Source organism: Pseudoduganella sp. GCM10020061 (genome assembly GCF_042683405.1).
In the GTDB taxonomy this organism is placed as follows: Bacteria; Pseudomonadota; Gammaproteobacteria; order Burkholderiales; family Burkholderiaceae_D; genus Telluria.
In genome coordinates this window covers 537,549-553,722 of sequence record NZ_JBHUJS010000002.1, presented here as the reverse complement: position 1 = coordinate 553,722, position 16,174 = coordinate 537,549, and the positions used below count along the sequence as shown (strand labels likewise).

Annotated in this window: 11 protein-coding genes; all 11 read left to right on the top strand. The window is 68.3% G+C overall.

Features of this window, described 5'->3' with window-relative positions:
• Positions 1-42 precede the first annotated feature (42 nt).
• Positions 43-699, top strand: a complete 657-nt coding sequence (adk, locus tag ACFSQR_RS06285; RefSeq protein WP_377728784.1) for an adenylate kinase — start codon at positions 43-45, stop codon at positions 697-699.
• Positions 700-882: 183 nt separating this feature from the next.
• Positions 883-3,021 (top strand): sodium-translocating pyrophosphatase, encoded by a 2,139-nt coding sequence (locus ACFSQR_RS06280; protein WP_377728783.1) that lies wholly within the window; start codon positions 883-885, stop codon positions 3,019-3,021.
• A 151-nt stretch (positions 3,022-3,172) separates the two neighbouring features.
• The gene (locus ACFSQR_RS06275; RefSeq protein ID WP_377728782.1) at positions 3,173-3,634 is read left to right on the top strand and encodes a GNAT family N-acetyltransferase; all 462 of its coding nucleotides are present in this window, start codon (positions 3,173-3,175) and stop codon (positions 3,632-3,634) included.
• A gap of 64 nt (positions 3,635-3,698) precedes the next feature.
• Positions 3,699-5,408, top strand: a complete 1,710-nt coding sequence (locus ACFSQR_RS06270; protein WP_377728781.1) for a histidine kinase famiy protein — start codon at positions 3,699-3,701, stop codon at positions 5,406-5,408.
• Positions 5,409-5,474: 66 nt separating this feature from the next.
• Positions 5,475-5,954 carry a hypothetical protein gene (locus ACFSQR_RS06265; RefSeq protein WP_377728780.1) on the top strand — a complete coding sequence of 160 codons (480 nt, stop codon included), beginning with the start codon at positions 5,475-5,477 and terminating at the stop codon, positions 5,952-5,954.
• A 131-nt stretch (positions 5,955-6,085) separates the two neighbouring features.
• Positions 6,086-6,523: a hypothetical protein gene (locus tag ACFSQR_RS06260; RefSeq protein ID WP_377728778.1), complete on the top strand. Its 438-nt coding sequence runs from the start codon at positions 6,086-6,088 to the stop codon at positions 6,521-6,523.
• Between the two features lie 107 nt (positions 6,524-6,630).
• Positions 6,631-7,389 carry a 3-hydroxyacyl-CoA dehydrogenase gene (locus ACFSQR_RS06255; RefSeq protein WP_377728777.1) on the top strand — a complete coding sequence of 253 codons (759 nt, stop codon included), beginning with the start codon at positions 6,631-6,633 and terminating at the stop codon, positions 7,387-7,389.
• Positions 7,390-7,456: 67 nt separating this feature from the next.
• Positions 7,457-9,232 carry a gamma-glutamyltransferase gene (gene ggt / locus ACFSQR_RS06250; RefSeq protein ID WP_377728776.1) on the top strand — a complete coding sequence of 592 codons (1,776 nt, stop codon included), beginning with the start codon at positions 7,457-7,459 and terminating at the stop codon, positions 9,230-9,232.
• Between the two features lie 77 nt (positions 9,233-9,309).
• Positions 9,310-10,479: a patatin-like phospholipase family protein gene (locus ACFSQR_RS06245; protein WP_377728775.1), complete on the top strand. Its 1,170-nt coding sequence runs from the start codon at positions 9,310-9,312 to the stop codon at positions 10,477-10,479.
• 1 nt (position 10,480) lies between these two features.
• Positions 10,481-15,358 (top strand): two-component regulator propeller domain-containing protein, encoded by a 4,878-nt coding sequence (locus ACFSQR_RS06240; protein ID WP_377728774.1) that lies wholly within the window; start codon positions 10,481-10,483, stop codon positions 15,356-15,358.
• The gene (locus tag ACFSQR_RS06235; protein WP_377728773.1) at positions 15,355-16,068 is read left to right on the top strand and encodes a response regulator; all 714 of its coding nucleotides are present in this window, start codon (positions 15,355-15,357) and stop codon (positions 16,066-16,068) included. The genes ACFSQR_RS06240 and ACFSQR_RS06235 overlap by 4 nt, the downstream gene beginning before the upstream one ends.
• Positions 16,069-16,174: the final 106 nt, after the last annotated feature.

Sequence of the window (16,174 nt, the reverse complement as noted above, 5' to 3'; positions counted from 1 at the left end):
TCAGGTCGCTAAAAAAATATACATCTTGTTTTAGGAATCTACATGCGTCTTATTCTTCTAGGGGCTCCGGGGGCAGGCAAGGGCACCCAGGCAAACTTCATCAAGGAAAAGTACAACATCCCCCAGATCTCCACCGGCGACATGCTGCGCGCCGCCATCAAGGAAGGCACCGAGCTTGGCATGGCAGCCAAGAAGGTCATGGAGGCGGGCGGCCTGGTGTCGGACGACATCATGATCGGCCTGGTGAAGAACCGCCTGAAAGAAGCAGACTGCGCCGATGGCTACCTGTTCGACGGCTTCCCGCGCACCATCGCGCAGGCCGAAGCCATGAAGGAAGCCGGCATCAATGTGGACTACGTGCTCGAGATCGATGTGCCGGACGAGGCCATCATCGAGCGCATGAGCGGCCGCCGCTCGCACCCGGCTTCCGGCCGCGTGTATCACACCAAATTCAATCCGCCCAAGACCGAAGGCCAGGACGACGAGACCGGCGAGGCGCTGGTCCAGCGTGACGACGACAAGCCGGAAACCGTGATGAAGCGCCTGTCCGTCTACCACAACCAGACCGAGGCCCTGCTGGACTACTACGGCAAGTGGGCCGCCTCCGGCGAGCCGGGCGCGCCGAAGTACCGCAAGATTTCCGGCGTCGGACCTCTGGACGAGGTCCGCGAGGCAGCCTTCGCGGCGCTCGCCAGCTAATCCAGTACATCAAAAAAAGCGGACCTCCAGTCCGCTTTTTTTCGCGCACGCGCGCGCATCGTTGCATCGGTTTCGCATCAGTTTCAGCTTCAAGGTTTAGCAGTACGCAGTCAGATGGCCGGCGACATCCGGCCTTTCCGTTTGTGTTGTTGTGTTACTTGATCTTAGAACTAAGGGGACGATATGGCAGCAGGCTTTCTAGCATTTGCAGTTGCGTGTGGCGTGATAGCGGTACTGTATGGGTTGATCAGTCGGAGCTGGATCCTCAAGCAGGACCCCGGGAACCCCCGGATGCAGCAGATCGCGCAGGCGATCCAGGAAGGCGCAGCGGCCTACCTGGCGCGCCAGTACCGCACCATCGGCCTGGTCGGCGTCGTCCTCCTGATCGCCATCGGCGTTCTCCTCGATATCAACACCGCGATCGGCTTCGCGGTCGGCGCGCTGCTGTCGGGCGCCTGCGGCTTCATCGGCATGAACGTGTCGGTGCGGGCCAACGTGCGCACCGCGCAGGCAGCCACGCACGGCATGAACGAAGCGCTCAACGTCGCCTTCAAGGGCGGCGCCATCACCGGCATGCTGGTGGTCGGCCTGGGCCTGCTGGGCGTGACCCTGTTCTACTGGTACCTCATCATGGCGGGCGGTTCGGCCGCCGAGCATGAGGTGCTCAAGCCGCTGATCGGCCTGGCCTTCGGCGCATCGCTGATCTCGATCTTCGCCCGTCTGGGCGGCGGCATCTTCACCAAGGGCGCCGACGTCGGCGCCGACCTGGTGGGCAAGGTGGAAGCGGGTATTCCGGAAGACGACCCGCGCAACCCGGCGGTGATCGCCGATAACGTGGGCGACAACGTCGGCGACTGCGCCGGCATGGCGGCCGACCTGTTCGAGACCTATGTCGTCACGCTGATCGCGACCATGCTGCTCGGCGCGCTGATGTTCACCACCATGGCGACCGAAGCGGTCATCTATCCGCTGGTGCTGGGCGCGGTATCGATCATCGGTTCGATCATCGGCTGCTCGATGGTCAAGGCCAAGCCGGGCAAGAACGTGATGTCGGCCCTGTACACCGGCTTGTGGTGGGCCGCCGGCCTGTCGCTGATCGGCTTTGGCGCGGTCACCTGGTACCTCTGGGCCGACGAGGCGATGCGCATGTCGATGATGGGCTGCGCGCTGGTCGGCATCGTGCTGACGGGCCTGATGGTCTACATCACCGAGTACTACACCGGCACCGACTTCAAGCCGGTGCGCCATATCGCGGAAGCCTCGACCACCGGCCACGGCACCAACATCATCGCCGGCCTGGGCGTGTCGATGAAGGCGACCGCCTATCCGGTGCTGGCCGTGTGCGCGGCGATCGTCGTGTCCTACCAGCTGGGCGGCCTGTATGGCATCGCCGTCGCGGCCACCTCCATGCTGTCGATGGCAGGCATCATCGTGGCGCTCGACGCCTACGGCCCGATTACCGATAACGCCGGCGGCATCGCCGAGATGTCCGGCCTGCCCGATTCGGTGCGCGCGATTACCGACCCGCTGGACGCGGTCGGCAATACCACCAAGGCCGTCACCAAGGGCTACGCGATCGGCTCGGCCGGCCTGGCCGCGCTGGTGCTGTTCGCGGACTACACCCACGCGCTGGAGTCGGTGGGCCACCGCATTTCGTTCGACCTGTCCAACCACATGGTTATCGTCGGCCTGTTCATCGGCGGCCTGATTCCCTACCTGTTCGGCGCGATGGCGATGGAAGCGGTGGGCCGCGCGGCGGGCGCCGTCGTGGTAGAAGTGCGCCGCCAGTTCCAGACCATCAAGGGCATCATGGACGGCAGCGGCAAGCCGGAATACGACAAGGCGGTCGACATGCTGACCGCATCGGCGATCCGCGAAATGATCGTGCCGTCGCTGCTGCCTGTGGTGGTGCCGATCCTGGTGGGCATGCTGCTCGGCCCTGAGGCGCTGGGCGGCCTGCTGATGGGCACCATCGTCACCGGCCTGTTCGTGGCGATCTCCATGACCACCGGCGGAGGCGCATGGGACAACGCGAAGAAGTACATCGAGGACGGCAACTTCGGCGGCAAGGGTTCGGATGCGCACAAGGCCGCCGTCACCGGCGACACCGTGGGCGACCCGTACAAGGACACCGCCGGCCCGGCCGTCAACCCGCTGATCAAGATCATCAACATCGTGGCGCTGCTGCTGGTGCCGCTGCTGCCGGCCACCGGCTGGCTGGGCGTGGCCAGCGAGCCTGCTGCGCACGTGCAGCCTGCCGACATGGCGCCTGCGACCCCGGTGACCGAACTGCCGGCGGCTGACGTGCCTCCGGCGCAGTAAGCCCCGCAGTGTGGGACTGTCCCCGCCAGGGGACCGTCCCCCGATCTTCAGCCCGTAGGCCGCCGGGCGAGATCATGACCAGGTGACGGTCCCCTTCCGGGACCGTCACCGGCGATGCTAAGCTACAGGCTCGCCAACTCCTGCACGTCTCATGGATATCCGGATCGCCAACGCATCCGACGCCGACGCGATCAGCGCGCTGATCGGCAGCGTCATGCACCACCTCACCATCGACCCGGCCGGCCACGGCGCCGAGGCGTTCATCGCCACCATGTCGCCGGCTTCCATCGCCACCACGATCGCAGCCCCGAACATGCATTATCTGGTCGGTTTCGAAGGCGGCGTGCTCGCGGGCGCGGTGGCCTTGCGCGACAACCGGCACCTGTACCACCTGTTCGTCGCGCCCGCGTTCCAGCGGCGCGGGCTGGCCACCCGGCTATGGCAGGCTGTCCATGACCACGCGCGCGCGCACGGCAATCCCGGCCTGTTCACCGTCAATTCGAGCATCCATGCGGTGCCGCTGTATGAAGCGCTGGGCTTTCGGGCGACCGGCACGCGCACCGAGATGAACGGCATTGCCTTCCTGCCGATGCAGCTGGACCGCACTATGTGAATCAGCGAACAGCGTTTCCCAGCGTGCACGGTTAGGATGTCCTTACCAACGTTCACGCACGCGGATGACGCAGATGGTCAAGGGAAGGGAAAAAGACGGCAACCAGCAGCTCGACAGTGAAGGCGGCGGCCAGAGCGCCGGCGTGCCCGCTGCCGGCGAGCTGGAAGGCAACAGCGTCAGCCCCTTCGGCAACCCGGGCGCCAATCCGGGAATGCGTCACTGGCAAGCCAGCTATATCGAAAGCGGGAGCCTGAACGACCGCGGCAATATCTTCTTCGCCGCCGTCGAAATGACCCGCATGCCCATGCTGGTGACCGATCCCAACCTGCCCGACGAGCCCGTGGTGTTCGTCAACCGCGCGTTCCTCGACCTGACCGGCTACGAGGAGTCCGAGGTGCTGGGCCGCAACTGCCGCTTCCTGCAGGGCGCCGAGACCGATCCGTCCACCGTGGCCGAGGTGCGCAGCGCGCTCAAAGAGCAGCGCGCGGTCGCCGTCGACATCCTGAACTACAAGGCGGACGGCACGCCGTTCTGGAATGCCCTGTTCATCGGTCCCGTGTTCGACAAGGAAGGCAAGCTGCTGTTCAACTTCTCCTCGCAGATGGACATCACGCGGCGGCGCGTCTCCGAGCAGTCCTACCTGCAGGCGCAGAAAATGGAGGCGATCGGCCAGCTCACCGCCGGCCTCGCGCACGATTTCAACAACCTGCTGCAGGTGGTCTCAGGCAATCTCGAACTCGCCGCACGCGCACTGGACGCCAACTCGCTGGCCCTGCAGCCCATCGAGCGGGCCCAGCGCGCCGCCGCGCGGGCCGGCAAGCTGACGCAGGAGCTGCTGACCTTCGCGCGCAAGCAGCGCCTGGAGCCGCGCCAGGTCAACTTCAACGCCCTGGTGGTGGACTTCAGCGAAATGCTGGTGCGCACCCTGGGCGATACGGTCGAGCTCCAGCTCGACCTCAAGCCCGGGCTGCCGCAATGCCTGGTGGATCCCACCCACCTCGAAATGGCGCTGCTGAATGTCCTGATCAATGCGCGCGATGCGATGCCCGAAGGCGGCAAGGTGACGGTGGCCACCTCGGTGATCTCCGACCCTAGCCAGGTGATGGCGCACGGCCTCGCGCCCGGCAACTACGTGGTGCTGCGCGTGCGCGACGAGGGTCAGGGCATGCAGCGGGACGTGCTGCGCCGCGCGACCGAGCCGTTCTTCACCACCAAGGGACCGGGCACGGGCCTGGGCCTGGCGATGGTACATGGCTTCGTGCAGCAGTCCAATGGCCGCCTTGAAATCGACAGCGCACCGGGCGTTGGCACCACCGTGAACATGATCTTCCCGGCGGCGGCGGCTAACCGGGCCGAGCTGGAAAAGGAGCATCCGCCAGCCGAAGCCCAGGCGGCGCCGGGTGCCACCATCCTGCTCGTGGAAGACAGCGAGGACGTGCGGGTGCTGGCCGAAGCGGTGCTGGGTTCGCTCGGCTACCGTGTCATCGCGGCGAGCGGCGGCGAGGACGCGCTGGCCAAGCTGGCCAGCGAACCGGACGTCGACCTGCTGTTTACCGACGTGATCATGCCCGGCGGGATGAACGGCGTGCAACTGGCCGAGCGCGTGCGCGAACTGCGCCCGGGCCTGCCGGTCCTGCTGGCAACCGGCTACATGGACGAACTGCCGGGCCGCGACCAGTGGCAGGGCGACGTGCTGGCCAAGCCCTACCGCCAGGCCGACCTGGCCGAGCGCGTGCGCGCCGCGCTGGCGCAGGCGCAGGCGCAGGGGCGCTAGCCCTGCTTGTTACCAATTGTTTTGGTGGTCGGCAGCGACGGCCGGTTTGCGCGATCATGTGGACATATGAAAATCCTGAGCGCAGCCTTCGCCACCATCCTGCTCGCGGCCTCGCCGCTGGCGGCGCTTGCCCAGAGCACGCCGCCGCCCGAGAAGCTCGACCCGCCGCTGTCGTACGGACCGAAGCTGCACACCACCCAGGAAGAGCAGGCCGCGGCGATGCGCGCCGTGGCCGAGCGCAACAAGCGTGAAGCGCAGAAGGACCCCGCGCGCCGCAAGCTCGCGCCGCGCCGACCGACCCGCCAGCAGCCCATCCCCATGCAGCCGTCGCCGTACAGCACCTCGGGCTACGTCCCGGCGCCGGTGCCGGCGCCGTCCGCCGGCGTCACGCCGGTCGTGCCGTCGCGCCCGGTGCCGGTCGAGTGCTTCGGCGCCACCTGCGTGCGCGCCGACGGCGTCCCGATGCCGCCGCCGGTCGGCAACACGACAGTCGACGCAGATGGCCGACAATGCGTGAAGAACGGCAATTTTGTGCAATGTTTCTAGCAGTTATACCCACATCCGCGTGATACACGCGCATTCACGGCAGTAGTCCGCAGATCGGCTCAGTTAGCGAATGTTCGGCTGAGTTAGGCCGCATTGCGCTATGATGCAGAAAAAACAACGCGGAGTTGGCCATGGATTTCGACTTTTCCCCCATCTTCAGCGGACTGATCGGGGGCGCTGTCGCCGTGTGGCTGGGCTCCAGGTGGAAACGCTTTCTCCCTGCAGCGGACAGTCCCTCCACTCAAATGCATCTGCGCGATAAGTATGCCGGGATCTCGCGCGCCGCAAACTGCTTGTTTGGCCTGGGCATCGTCCTCGCACTCGGCTTGTACTCGTTCGCCGGTGTCGGCAACAACGAGTGGTACCCGCTCGGGCTCGGTTTTGGTGGCGGTTGTTTCAGCATCCTGCTGCTGATGGCGGCCGCGGGAACTTTCGTGCGCGGCGCGACCCCTTCCGAAGCAGTGCGTGCCTATGCCATCGCACAAAAGACGCCAGTCATTGTCTTGCTGCCCCTGCTGCTCGCAGGGTCCTGCCTGTTTCTCCTGGCTTTGTACAGCGCATTCTCCTGATTCCGCCGGCATGCCGATTGCTGATGCGGCAATTTCACCTCCGAGTCTTGGTACAATGTTCCGGTTGACGTTAACGTAAACGTTAAAAAACGACAAAGGGCGAACACATGCAAATCCAGAACAATGTATTCATCATCACCGGCGGCGCATCCGGCCTGGGCGCGGCCACCGCGCGCATGATCACCGAGGCGGGCGGCAAGGTCGTCATCGCCGACGTGCAGGTGGAAGCAGGCGAGAAGCTGGCCGCGGAACTGAACGGCAAATTCGTCAAATGCGACGTGACCTCCGAAGCCGATGCCATCGCGGTCGTCGAGGCGGCCGTCGCCATGGGCACGCTGCGCGGCCTGGTGAACTGCGCGGGCGTCGCCCCGGCGGTCAAGACGGTCGGCAAGGAAGGCCCGCACCCGCTGGACGTGTTCCAGAAGACCATCAACATCAACCTGGTGGGCACCTTCAACATGTCGCGCCTGGCTGCCGATGCGATGGCCAAGACCGAAGCGGCCGAATGGGGCGAGCGCGGCATCATCATCAACACCGCGTCGGTCGCCGCCTTCGACGGCCAGATGGGCCAGGCCGCCTACGGCTCGTCCAAGGCTGCGGTCGCGGGCCTGACGCTGCCGATGGCGCGCGACCTGTCGCGCAACGGCATCCGCGTGATGACGATCGCGCCGGGCATCTTCGAGACCCCGATGCTGCTCGGGATGCCGCAGGAAGTGCAGGACGCGCTGGGCAAGATGGTGCCGTTCCCGCCGCGCCTCGGCAAGCCGAACGAGTACGCGCACCTGGCCAAGTGCATCATCGAGAACACCATGCTGAACGGCGAGACCATCCGCCTGGACGGTGCAATCCGCATGCAGCCTAAATAAGGTAGCATTCGCAGAAGGTTCGAGCGCGCGGCCCCGGCCGCGCGTTTTTTTGTCTTGGAGTGTCTGAATGGTCAAGTTGAAGTCTCCGCTGCTGGCGGTCCTGTTGTCCGCCGCCTGCGCCGGCGCCGTGCAGGCGCAAAGCGCCACCCCGGCCGCGCCCGAAATCGGCACCGGCTACGCCGAAAAGGCGGGCTGGGTGGCCCGCAAGTACATGGTCGCCGCGGCCAACCCGCACGCGGCCGACGCCGGCGCCGCGATCCTGAAGCAGGGCGGCTCGGCGCTCGACGCGGCCATCGCGACCCAGATGGTGCTCACGCTGGTCGAGCCGCAGTCCTCGGGCATCGGCGGCGGCGCGTTCATGGTGTACTTCGACGGCAAGCAGGTGCTTGCCTATGACGGCCGCGAGACCGCGCCGTCGAAGGCCGACGAGCGCCTGTTCCAGCGTCCTGACGGCACCCCGCTGTCGCGCGTGGAAGGCATCGTGGGCGGCCGTTCGGTCGGCGCGCCCGGCGTGCTGCGCATGCTGGAGCTGGCGCACAAGAAGCACGGCAGGCTGCCATGGAAGGCGCTGTTCGCGCCGGCGATCCGCCTGGCCGAGCAGGGCTTCCCGGTCAGCGCGCGCCTGAACGGCATGCTCACCTGGGACAAGCACCTGCGCCGCGACCCGGTCGCCGCAAGCTATTTCTACGACGCGGCGGGCCAGCCCTGGCCGGTCGGCCACCAGCTGAAAAATCCCGCGCTCGCGGCCACGCTGAAGGAGATCGCCGCCGGCGGCGCCGACGCCTTCTACAAGGGCCGCATCGCGCGCGAGATCGCCGCCAAGGTGCGGTCGCACCCGACCAACCCGGGGCTGCTGACCGAGCAGGACATCGCCGCCTATGCGCCGCGCATCCGCCCGTCGGTGTGCGCCGACTACCGCGCCTACACCGTGTGCGGCATGCCGCCGCCATCGTCCGGCGGCATCGCGGTGGCGCAGATGCTGGGCATCCTGGAAAACGTCGACATGGCGCGCTACGCGCCGAAGGACGGCGTGCCCGGCCCGGACGCGGTGCACCTGTTCGCCGAAGCGGGCCGCCTGGCCTACGCGGACCGTGACCGCTATGCGGCCGATACCGACTTCGTCCCGCTGCCGGGCAAGGGCATCCCGAGCCTGCTGGACAAGGGCTACCTGGCCAGGCGCGCCAGCCTGATCGGCGAGCGCTCACTCGGCGTGGCCCCGCCGGGCAATCCCTTCGATACCGAACTTGCGTGGGGCGACAACGTGTCGGTCGAGACGCCGTCCACCTCGCACATCGCGATCGTCGACGCGCAGGGCCACGGACTGGCGATGACCACCACCGTGGAGGATGCCTTCGGCTCGCGCCAGATGGTGGCCGGCTTCATGCTGAACAACCAGCTCACCGACTTCTCGTTCGCCTCGCGCGACGAGCACGGCCCCGTCGCCAACCGGGTGCAGGCCAACAAGCGCCCGCGCAGCGCCATGTCGCCCACCATCGTGTTTGACAAAAAGACCAGGAAGCTGGTGCTGACGGTCGGTTCGCCCGGCGGCCCGGCCATCATCAACTACGTGGCCAAGGTGCTGTTCGGGACCCTGGACTGGGGCATGAACATGCAGCAGGCGATCAGCATGCCGAACTTCGGCAGCATGAACGGCCCGACGCTGCTGGAGACGCGCCGCTTCCCCGAGTCGACCGTGCAGGCGCTGCAGGCACGCGGCCACCGCGTGCAGCAATACGAGCTGACCTCCGGGCTGCAGGGCATCGCGCGCATGAACATCCACGGCCAGGAGATGTGGTCCGGCGGCGCCGATCCGCGCCGCGAGGGCGTGGCGCGCGGGGAGTGACCAGCTGTCGCATCCTGTGGACGCTTTTGTGACCTGACACTTACGCTGGCGGCAAGACCCTGATAACCTTGCCGCCTATGGGATTCCAAGAAAAGACAGGCCTGGTCCTGACCGGCGGGGGAGCCCGCGCCGCGTACCAGGTGGGCGTCCTGCAGGCCATTTCACGGATCCTGCGCGAGCAAGGCTGGTCGAGCGCGCGCACTCCCTTCAACATCATCTGCGGCACCTCGGCCGGCGCGCTCAATGCGACTGCGCTGGCATGCCGCGCCGACAACTTCGGCGAAGGCGTGCACACCCTCACCGAGGTGTGGGACCACATGCGTGCGGAGCAGGTGTACCGCGCCGATTCGCTCGGCGTGCTGCGCTCGGGCGCGCGCTGGCTGTCGCTGCTCTCGTTCGGCTGGCTGTTGCGCAAGTGGCATGCCGCGCCGCCCAATTCGCTGCTCGACAACACGCCGCTGGTCGGCCTGCTGCACCGCATGCTCGACCTGCCGCGCCTGGACGGCGTGCTGTCGAATGGCGTGCTGCACGCGCTGGCCGTGAGCGCGTCTTCCTACACGGCGGGCAGCCACCTGACCTTCTACCAGAGCGCCGCCGAGATCGCGCCGTGGGCGCGCACCCAGCGCATGGCGCTGCAGGACCAGATCGGGGTCGAACACCTGCTGGCCTCGGCCGCGATCCCGTTCATCTTCCCGTCGGTGCCGCTGTACGCCGGCGGACATTGCCACTATTGCGGCGATGGCACCATGCGCCAGCTGGCGCCGATCTCGCCCGCGATCCACCTGGGCGCGAGCCGCGTGCTGGTGGTCGGGGCAGGGCGCCTGACCGAGCCGGCCGTGGCGCGCGTGCCTTCGGCGCGCTACCCCAGCCTGGCGCAGATCGCCGGCCACGCGCTGTCCTCGATCTTCCTCGACGGCCTGGCGGTTGACATCGAGCGCCTCAAGCGCGTCAACCTGACGCTGTCCACCATGCCGCGCGAGTACATGGACCGCACCAAGCTGCGCCCGGTGGAGTTGCTGGTGATAGCCCCGTCCGAGCGGCTGGACGACATCGCCAGCCGCCACGTGGGCAGCCTGCCGCGCCCGATCCGCACGCTGCTGGGCGCGATCGGCGCGACCGAGGCGCGCGGCGCCGCGCTGGCCTCCTACCTGCTGTTCGAGTCGAGCTACACGCGCGAGCTGATCGCGCTGGGCAGGCGCGACACCGAGACGCGCCGCGACGACGTGCTGGCGTTCTTCGGGAGCTGAGATGGACGCCATGCGATTCCTGCGCAGGCTCGCCTGCACCGCCTTGCTGGCCGTGGCAGCGGCCCAGGGCGCGCTTGCCGCGTCGCCTCCCACGCTGCGCTTCGAGCACCTGAGCGTGGAGCAGGGACTGGCGCAGGAATCGGTGCTGTCGGTGGTCCAGGACCAGCAGGGCTTCATGTGGTTCGGCACCCAGGCGGGCCTGACGCGCTACGACGGCTACCGCATGACCGTGTACCGCAATGTGGTGCACGATCCGGCCAGCCTGGCCAACAACTGGGTGCGCGTGCTGCACGTGGACCGCAAGGGACGCCTGTGGATCGGCACCGATGGCGGCATGGACCTGTACCTGCCGGAGTCGCGCAGCTTCCGCCACTACCTGCCGGAGGAACCGAACAAGCGCGGCAGCGGCGGCCGCCGCGTGCACGCAATCGCCGAGGACCGCGAGGGCAACCTGTGGCTCGCCACCAGCGACGGCTTGCAGCACTTCGACACGCGCACCGGCAAGTACCGTTTCTGGTATCACGGCAGCGATCCGGGCTCGCTGCGCGACGTCCAGGTCAACGCGCTGGCCTTCGACGCCAACGGCCGCCTGTGGATCGGTTCCTCCTCCGGGCTGTCCAGCCTCGCCCCGGGGGCCAGCACCTTCGAACACCACGACACCGGCGGCGGCGATCCCAAGAAGGCCGCAGTGCAGGCACTGCTGGTGGACCGCAACCAGAACCTGTGGATCGGCACGCTGGCCGGTGTGGAGGTGCGCAGCACCGAGCGGCCGGCGGCGCCGGCGCGCCGCCTGGGCGAGCGCGAAGCGCTGCCGGCGATCAGGGTGACCGCGCTGTACGAGGACGGCGACGGCACCATCTGGGTCGGCAGCTTTGCGCGCGGCCTGTTCCGGCTGGGGCAGGGCGAACAGCAATTCCGCCGCTACAGCCGCCAGATGAGCGATGCGCACAGCCTGGCCGACAACCAGGTCTCGGCGCTGTACCGCGACCGCGTCGGGACCTTCTGGGTGGGGACCTGGTATGCGGGCGTCAGCCGCGCCGACCTGGCCGGCGGTGGTTTCACGCGCATCGTGCGGCGCGACGAGCCGGGCATGACGCCGCAGTCCGACAACAAGGTGCGCGGCATCGCCGACGCCGGGCGCGGCCGCATCTGGGCCGCGGGCAACGGCGGGCTGGACCTGCTCGACGCTGCCACCGGCGATGTGCTGCGCCGCTATGGCGGCGTGCTGGGCGCCACCAACCGGCTGCTCCACAGCGTGGTGCGCGACAAGCGCGGCGTGCTGTGGGTCGGCAGCCAGTACGGCATCGCCAGCCTGGACGAGGCCAGCGGCCGCTTCCGCCGCCACACCTTCGGCAGCGATGCCGCCGACGAGATCCGCTACCTGATGGTCGACCGCGCCGGCATGCTGTGGGCGGCCTCGCGCGGCGGCCTGCACCGGGTCGACCCGGTGACGCTGGAGACGCGCACCTACAGCCACAACGTGCAGGACGGGGCCAGCCTGGCCGACAACGTCGTGCGGCCGCTGCTGGAAGACCGCCACGGCCGCCTGTGGGTCGGCACCTTCAACGGACTTGACCTGCTGGACCGCCGCACCGGCACCTTCCGCCATTTCCGCCATGAGGCGGGCAAGCCGGACAGCCTGTCGCACGACGAAGTGCACTACCTGCTGGAAGACAGCCAGGGCACGCTGTGGGTCGGCACCGCCGCGGGCCTGAACCGCATGACCATGCAGCCGGACGGCAGCGTGAGCTTCCGGCGCTACACCTCCAGCGACGGCATGGCGGACGACGCGGTCGCCGCGATCCTGGAGGACGAGGTGGAAGACCTGTGGGTCAGCACCAACAGCGGCATCTCGCGCCTGGACCGCGCCACCGGCCGCTGGCGCAACTACGGCAGCGCCGACGGCACCATCGAGGGCGCCTATTTCGACGGATCGGCGCTGCGCACGCAGGACGGCACCATGTACTTCGGCGGCTTCAGCGGCATCACCGCGTTCCGCCCGTCCGCGATCCGCGACAACCGCTTCGCGCCGCGCGCCGTGATCACCGACTTCCAGATCTTCAATACCCCGGTTGCGCTCGCGCGTCCGGGCCTGCTGGCCGGTTCCATCGAGAACGCGCGCAGCATCGAGCTCGATGCGGGCGATTCGGTGTTTTCGCTGGAGTTCTCGGCGCTGCATTTCGCCGCGCCGGGACGCAACCGCTTCGCCTACCAGCTGGAGGGCTTCGACAAGGCATGGGTCCACACCGACGCCAGCAAGCGCTTTGCCACCTACACCAACCTGGACCCGGGCGAGTACCGCTTCCGCGTGCGCGCCGCCAACAAGGACAATGTCTGGAGCGCCGCCGCGACCACCCTGCACATCACGATCCATCCGCCGTTCTGGAAGACGCTGTGGTTCCGCGTGCTGGCCGTGCTGGCCGCCGCCGGCGCGGTGACCGGCTGGCTCAAGGCGCGCACCGGTGCGCTGCGGCGCCAGAAGGGCCTGCTGGAAGAGCAGGTGCGCGCTCGCACCGAGGAAATCGGCAAGCAGAACCGCCAGCTGGAGCGCCAGACCGAGGAGCTGCTCCGGCGCCGCGAAGAAGCCGAGATGCAGCGCGCCGAGGCCGAGCAGCGCCGCATCGACACCGAGCGCCAGAAGGGTGCCGTGGAACAGGCACACCGCAACATCTCGACCCTGTCCGAAATCGGCCGTGAAATGAGCGCCTCGCTCGACGTGGAAACCATCATGAGCATCGTGTACCGCCGGGTGCACGACCTGATGGACGCGCGCATCTTCTGCATCGGCTTCCTCGACCGCGACCGCGAGGTGATCGAATTCCCTTACGCGATCGACCACGGCGTGCGCCTGCACGGTTATTCGCGCAGCATGGCAGACCCGGACCAGTACGCCGTCTGGTGCGTGCGCAACCGGCGCGAGGTGCTGATCGGCGACAGCGAGACCGAATACCGTTTCTACCTTTCCCGCCCGGACAGCAAAGGCATTCTGCCCACCACCCGCGTGGACGGCAGCGCGCCATCCGTGGCGCTGTCGATGATCTATGTGCCCCTGGTGGTCAACGACCAGGTGCTGGGCGTGCTGTGTGTGAAGAGCGCGCAGCGCGACGCCTACCGCCGCATCCACCTCGACATGCTGCAGGCGCTGTCGGCCCACGCCGCAGTGGCGCTGGACAATGCGCGCGCCTACCGCCAGCTGGAGGAAACCCAGGCCCGCCTGCTCGAGCAGGAACGCCAGGTGCGCCTGCACACCGAGGAGCTGGCGCTGGCCAACCGCGCGCTGCAGGAGAACGAGGAATGGCTGCGCCAGGCCAAGCAGCGCGCCGAGGACGCGACCCGGCAGAAGTCCGAATTCCTGGCCAATATGAGCCACGAGATGCGCACCCCGCTGGCCGGCGTGATCGGCATGCTCGGCTTCGCGCTGCGCGACCGCCAGCTGCAGCTGGCCACGCGCGAGCAGATCCTGCGCGGCAAGGCGAACGCCCAGGCACTGCTGGGCATCATCAACGACCTGCTCGATTTTTCGAAGATCGAGGCGGGCAAGCTGAGCGTCGAGCAGATCGACTTCGACCTTGGCGCCGCGGTGGCCAACGTGGCCGCGCTGTTCGAGGAACAGGCGGGCGCGCAAAGCATCACGTTCGGCGTGACGGTCGATCCGGCGCTGCCGCGCTTCGTGGTGGGCGACCCCTTGCGCCTGCGCCAGGTACTGGTCAACCTGCTGGGCAACGCCTTCAAGTTCACCCATGCCGGCGCGGTCGAACTGCGGGCCGAGCGCATCCAGGCCGAAGCGGGCGTCAACCTGGTCCGCTTCTCGATCGCGGACACCGGCATCGGCATCCCGGCCGAGGCGCTGCCGCGCGTATTCCAGAAATTCGAGCAGGCCGACACCACCACCACCCGCCGCTACGGCGGCACCGGCCTGGGCCTGGCGATCTGCCGCCAGCTGGTCGAGCTGATGGACGGGACCATCGGGGTGACCAGCACGCCGGGCCTGGGCAGCACCTTCACCTTTACCGTGCCGATGCCGGACGGCGTCGAGCCGCCGCAGGAAGCGCATGTGCCGCGCGTGCCGCACACCCACCGCCTGAACGTGTTGTGCGCGGAAGACTACCCGACCAACCAGATCATCGTGCGCATGATGGTGGAGGAGCTCGGGCACCGCGTGCAGGTGGTCGAGAATGGCGCGCTGGCGGTGCAGGCCTGCGCGGCCGAGCGGTTCGACCTGATCCTGATGGACGGTCGCATGCCGGAGATGGACGGCGCCACCGCCGCGCGGCTGGTGCGCAGCGGCGGCATGCCGGGCGCCGCGGTGCTCGACCGCGAGCTGATGATCGTGGCGCTCACCGCCAACGCCAGCGAGGAGGACCGCGAGCGCTACCTGGCGGCCGGCATGGACGACTTCCTGGCCAAGCCGATCGACGAGGACGCGCTGCACGCGCGGCTGGCGCGCGCAATCGAGCGCCAGCTGCACCGCGGCATCGCGCTGGAGCCGATGGCGCCGCCGCCGGCGCAGCCGGGCCAGCCCACTACCGCCGAACTGGATGAGATGTTCGGCGTCGGCCCCGGCGCCGTGGCGCCGCTGCTGGGACTGGGCCGGCGCGCATCGGACCTGAAGGCGCGCCTGCGCGCGGCCTTTGCCAGCGACGCGCCCGCGCGGCGCGCGGACCTGGACGCGGCCATCTCGCGGCGCGACCACGAGACCGCGGGCCGCCTGCTGCACGGAATGAAGGGAAGCGCCGCCTACCTTGGCGAGACCGAGCTGCACCTGCTGTGCGGCGAGCTCGAATTGGCGGCCGATGGCCAGGAGTGGGGCGTGGTGGAAGCGGCGATGCCGCGCCTGCGCCGCCTGCTGGCCGCATACGAAACGGGAGTGGCGCAGTGAAACCGAAAGTGCTGGTAGTGGATGACGATGTGGTGTCGCGCATGATGCTGATGCACCTGGTGGACGCCTGCGGGGAATTCGAGATCGGGGAAGCGGAAGACGGCGAGGACGCCTGGACGCAGCTGGAAGCTGGCATCGCGCCGGCGATCGTGTTCTGCGACCTGCGCATGCCGCGCCTGTCCGGGCTGGAGCTGCTGCGCCGCATGCGCGCCAGCGCGCGCCATGCCGCGGTTCCGTTCGTGCTGGCCACCTCGGCCAACGACCGCGAGACGGTGGAGCAGGCCGGCGACTACGGCGCCTGCGGCTTCATCGCCAAGCCGCTGCAGCCGGAGCAGGTGCGCGCGCAGCTCGGCCAGTGCCTGGGCGGCGCCGCAGCCGCAGCCGCCGGCGCGGAGGCGCCCGCGGCCACCATGCGCCGGCTCGGCATCGATGCCGCGCGCCTGGCCGCCTACCTGGGCGGCCTGTTCCGCCAGATCGACGAGGGCGGCCAGGAGACTGGCCTGATGCTGGCGCTGGGCGAGCGCGACGCCGTGCGCCAGCGCCTCGCGCGGCTGCGCGAGGGCTGCGCCACCCTCGGGCTGTCGGCTGCCGCAGCCGCGCTCGACGCGTGCAGCAGCGAGCCGGAGGAGGCCGCCTTGCGCGCCGCGCTCGCGCAGGCCATGGGCGCGGTGGAGCGCCAGCTCGACGCGCTGCGCCAGCTGGTCGCCTGACGCGAAATCCATTGTCGAAATAATAGTTTAGGGCTAAAGTATCTCCCCACCGCCATCCGCCTTCGCGCGGCGGCGGGCCGACCGCGGCATCATCCAACACAGGGGG

Coding starts and splice junctions, on each gene's coding strand:
- adk (WP_377728784.1), top strand. CDS start 43: ATGCGTCTTATTCTTCTAGGGGCTCCGGGGGCAGGCAAGGGCACCCAG.
- ACFSQR_RS06280 (WP_377728783.1), top strand. CDS start 883: ATGGCAGCAGGCTTTCTAGCATTTGCAGTTGCGTGTGGCGTGATAGCG.
- ACFSQR_RS06275 (WP_377728782.1), top strand. CDS start 3,173: ATGGATATCCGGATCGCCAACGCATCCGACGCCGACGCGATCAGCGCG.
- ACFSQR_RS06270 (WP_377728781.1), top strand. CDS start 3,699: ATGACGCAGATGGTCAAGGGAAGGGAAAAAGACGGCAACCAGCAGCTC.
- ACFSQR_RS06265 (WP_377728780.1), top strand. CDS start 5,475: ATGAAAATCCTGAGCGCAGCCTTCGCCACCATCCTGCTCGCGGCCTCG.
- ACFSQR_RS06260 (WP_377728778.1), top strand. CDS start 6,086: ATGGATTTCGACTTTTCCCCCATCTTCAGCGGACTGATCGGGGGCGCT.
- ACFSQR_RS06255 (WP_377728777.1), top strand. CDS start 6,631: ATGCAAATCCAGAACAATGTATTCATCATCACCGGCGGCGCATCCGGC.
- ggt (WP_377728776.1), top strand. CDS start 7,457: ATGGTCAAGTTGAAGTCTCCGCTGCTGGCGGTCCTGTTGTCCGCCGCC.
- ACFSQR_RS06245 (WP_377728775.1), top strand. CDS start 9,310: ATGGGATTCCAAGAAAAGACAGGCCTGGTCCTGACCGGCGGGGGAGCC.
- ACFSQR_RS06240 (WP_377728774.1), top strand. CDS start 10,481: ATGGACGCCATGCGATTCCTGCGCAGGCTCGCCTGCACCGCCTTGCTG.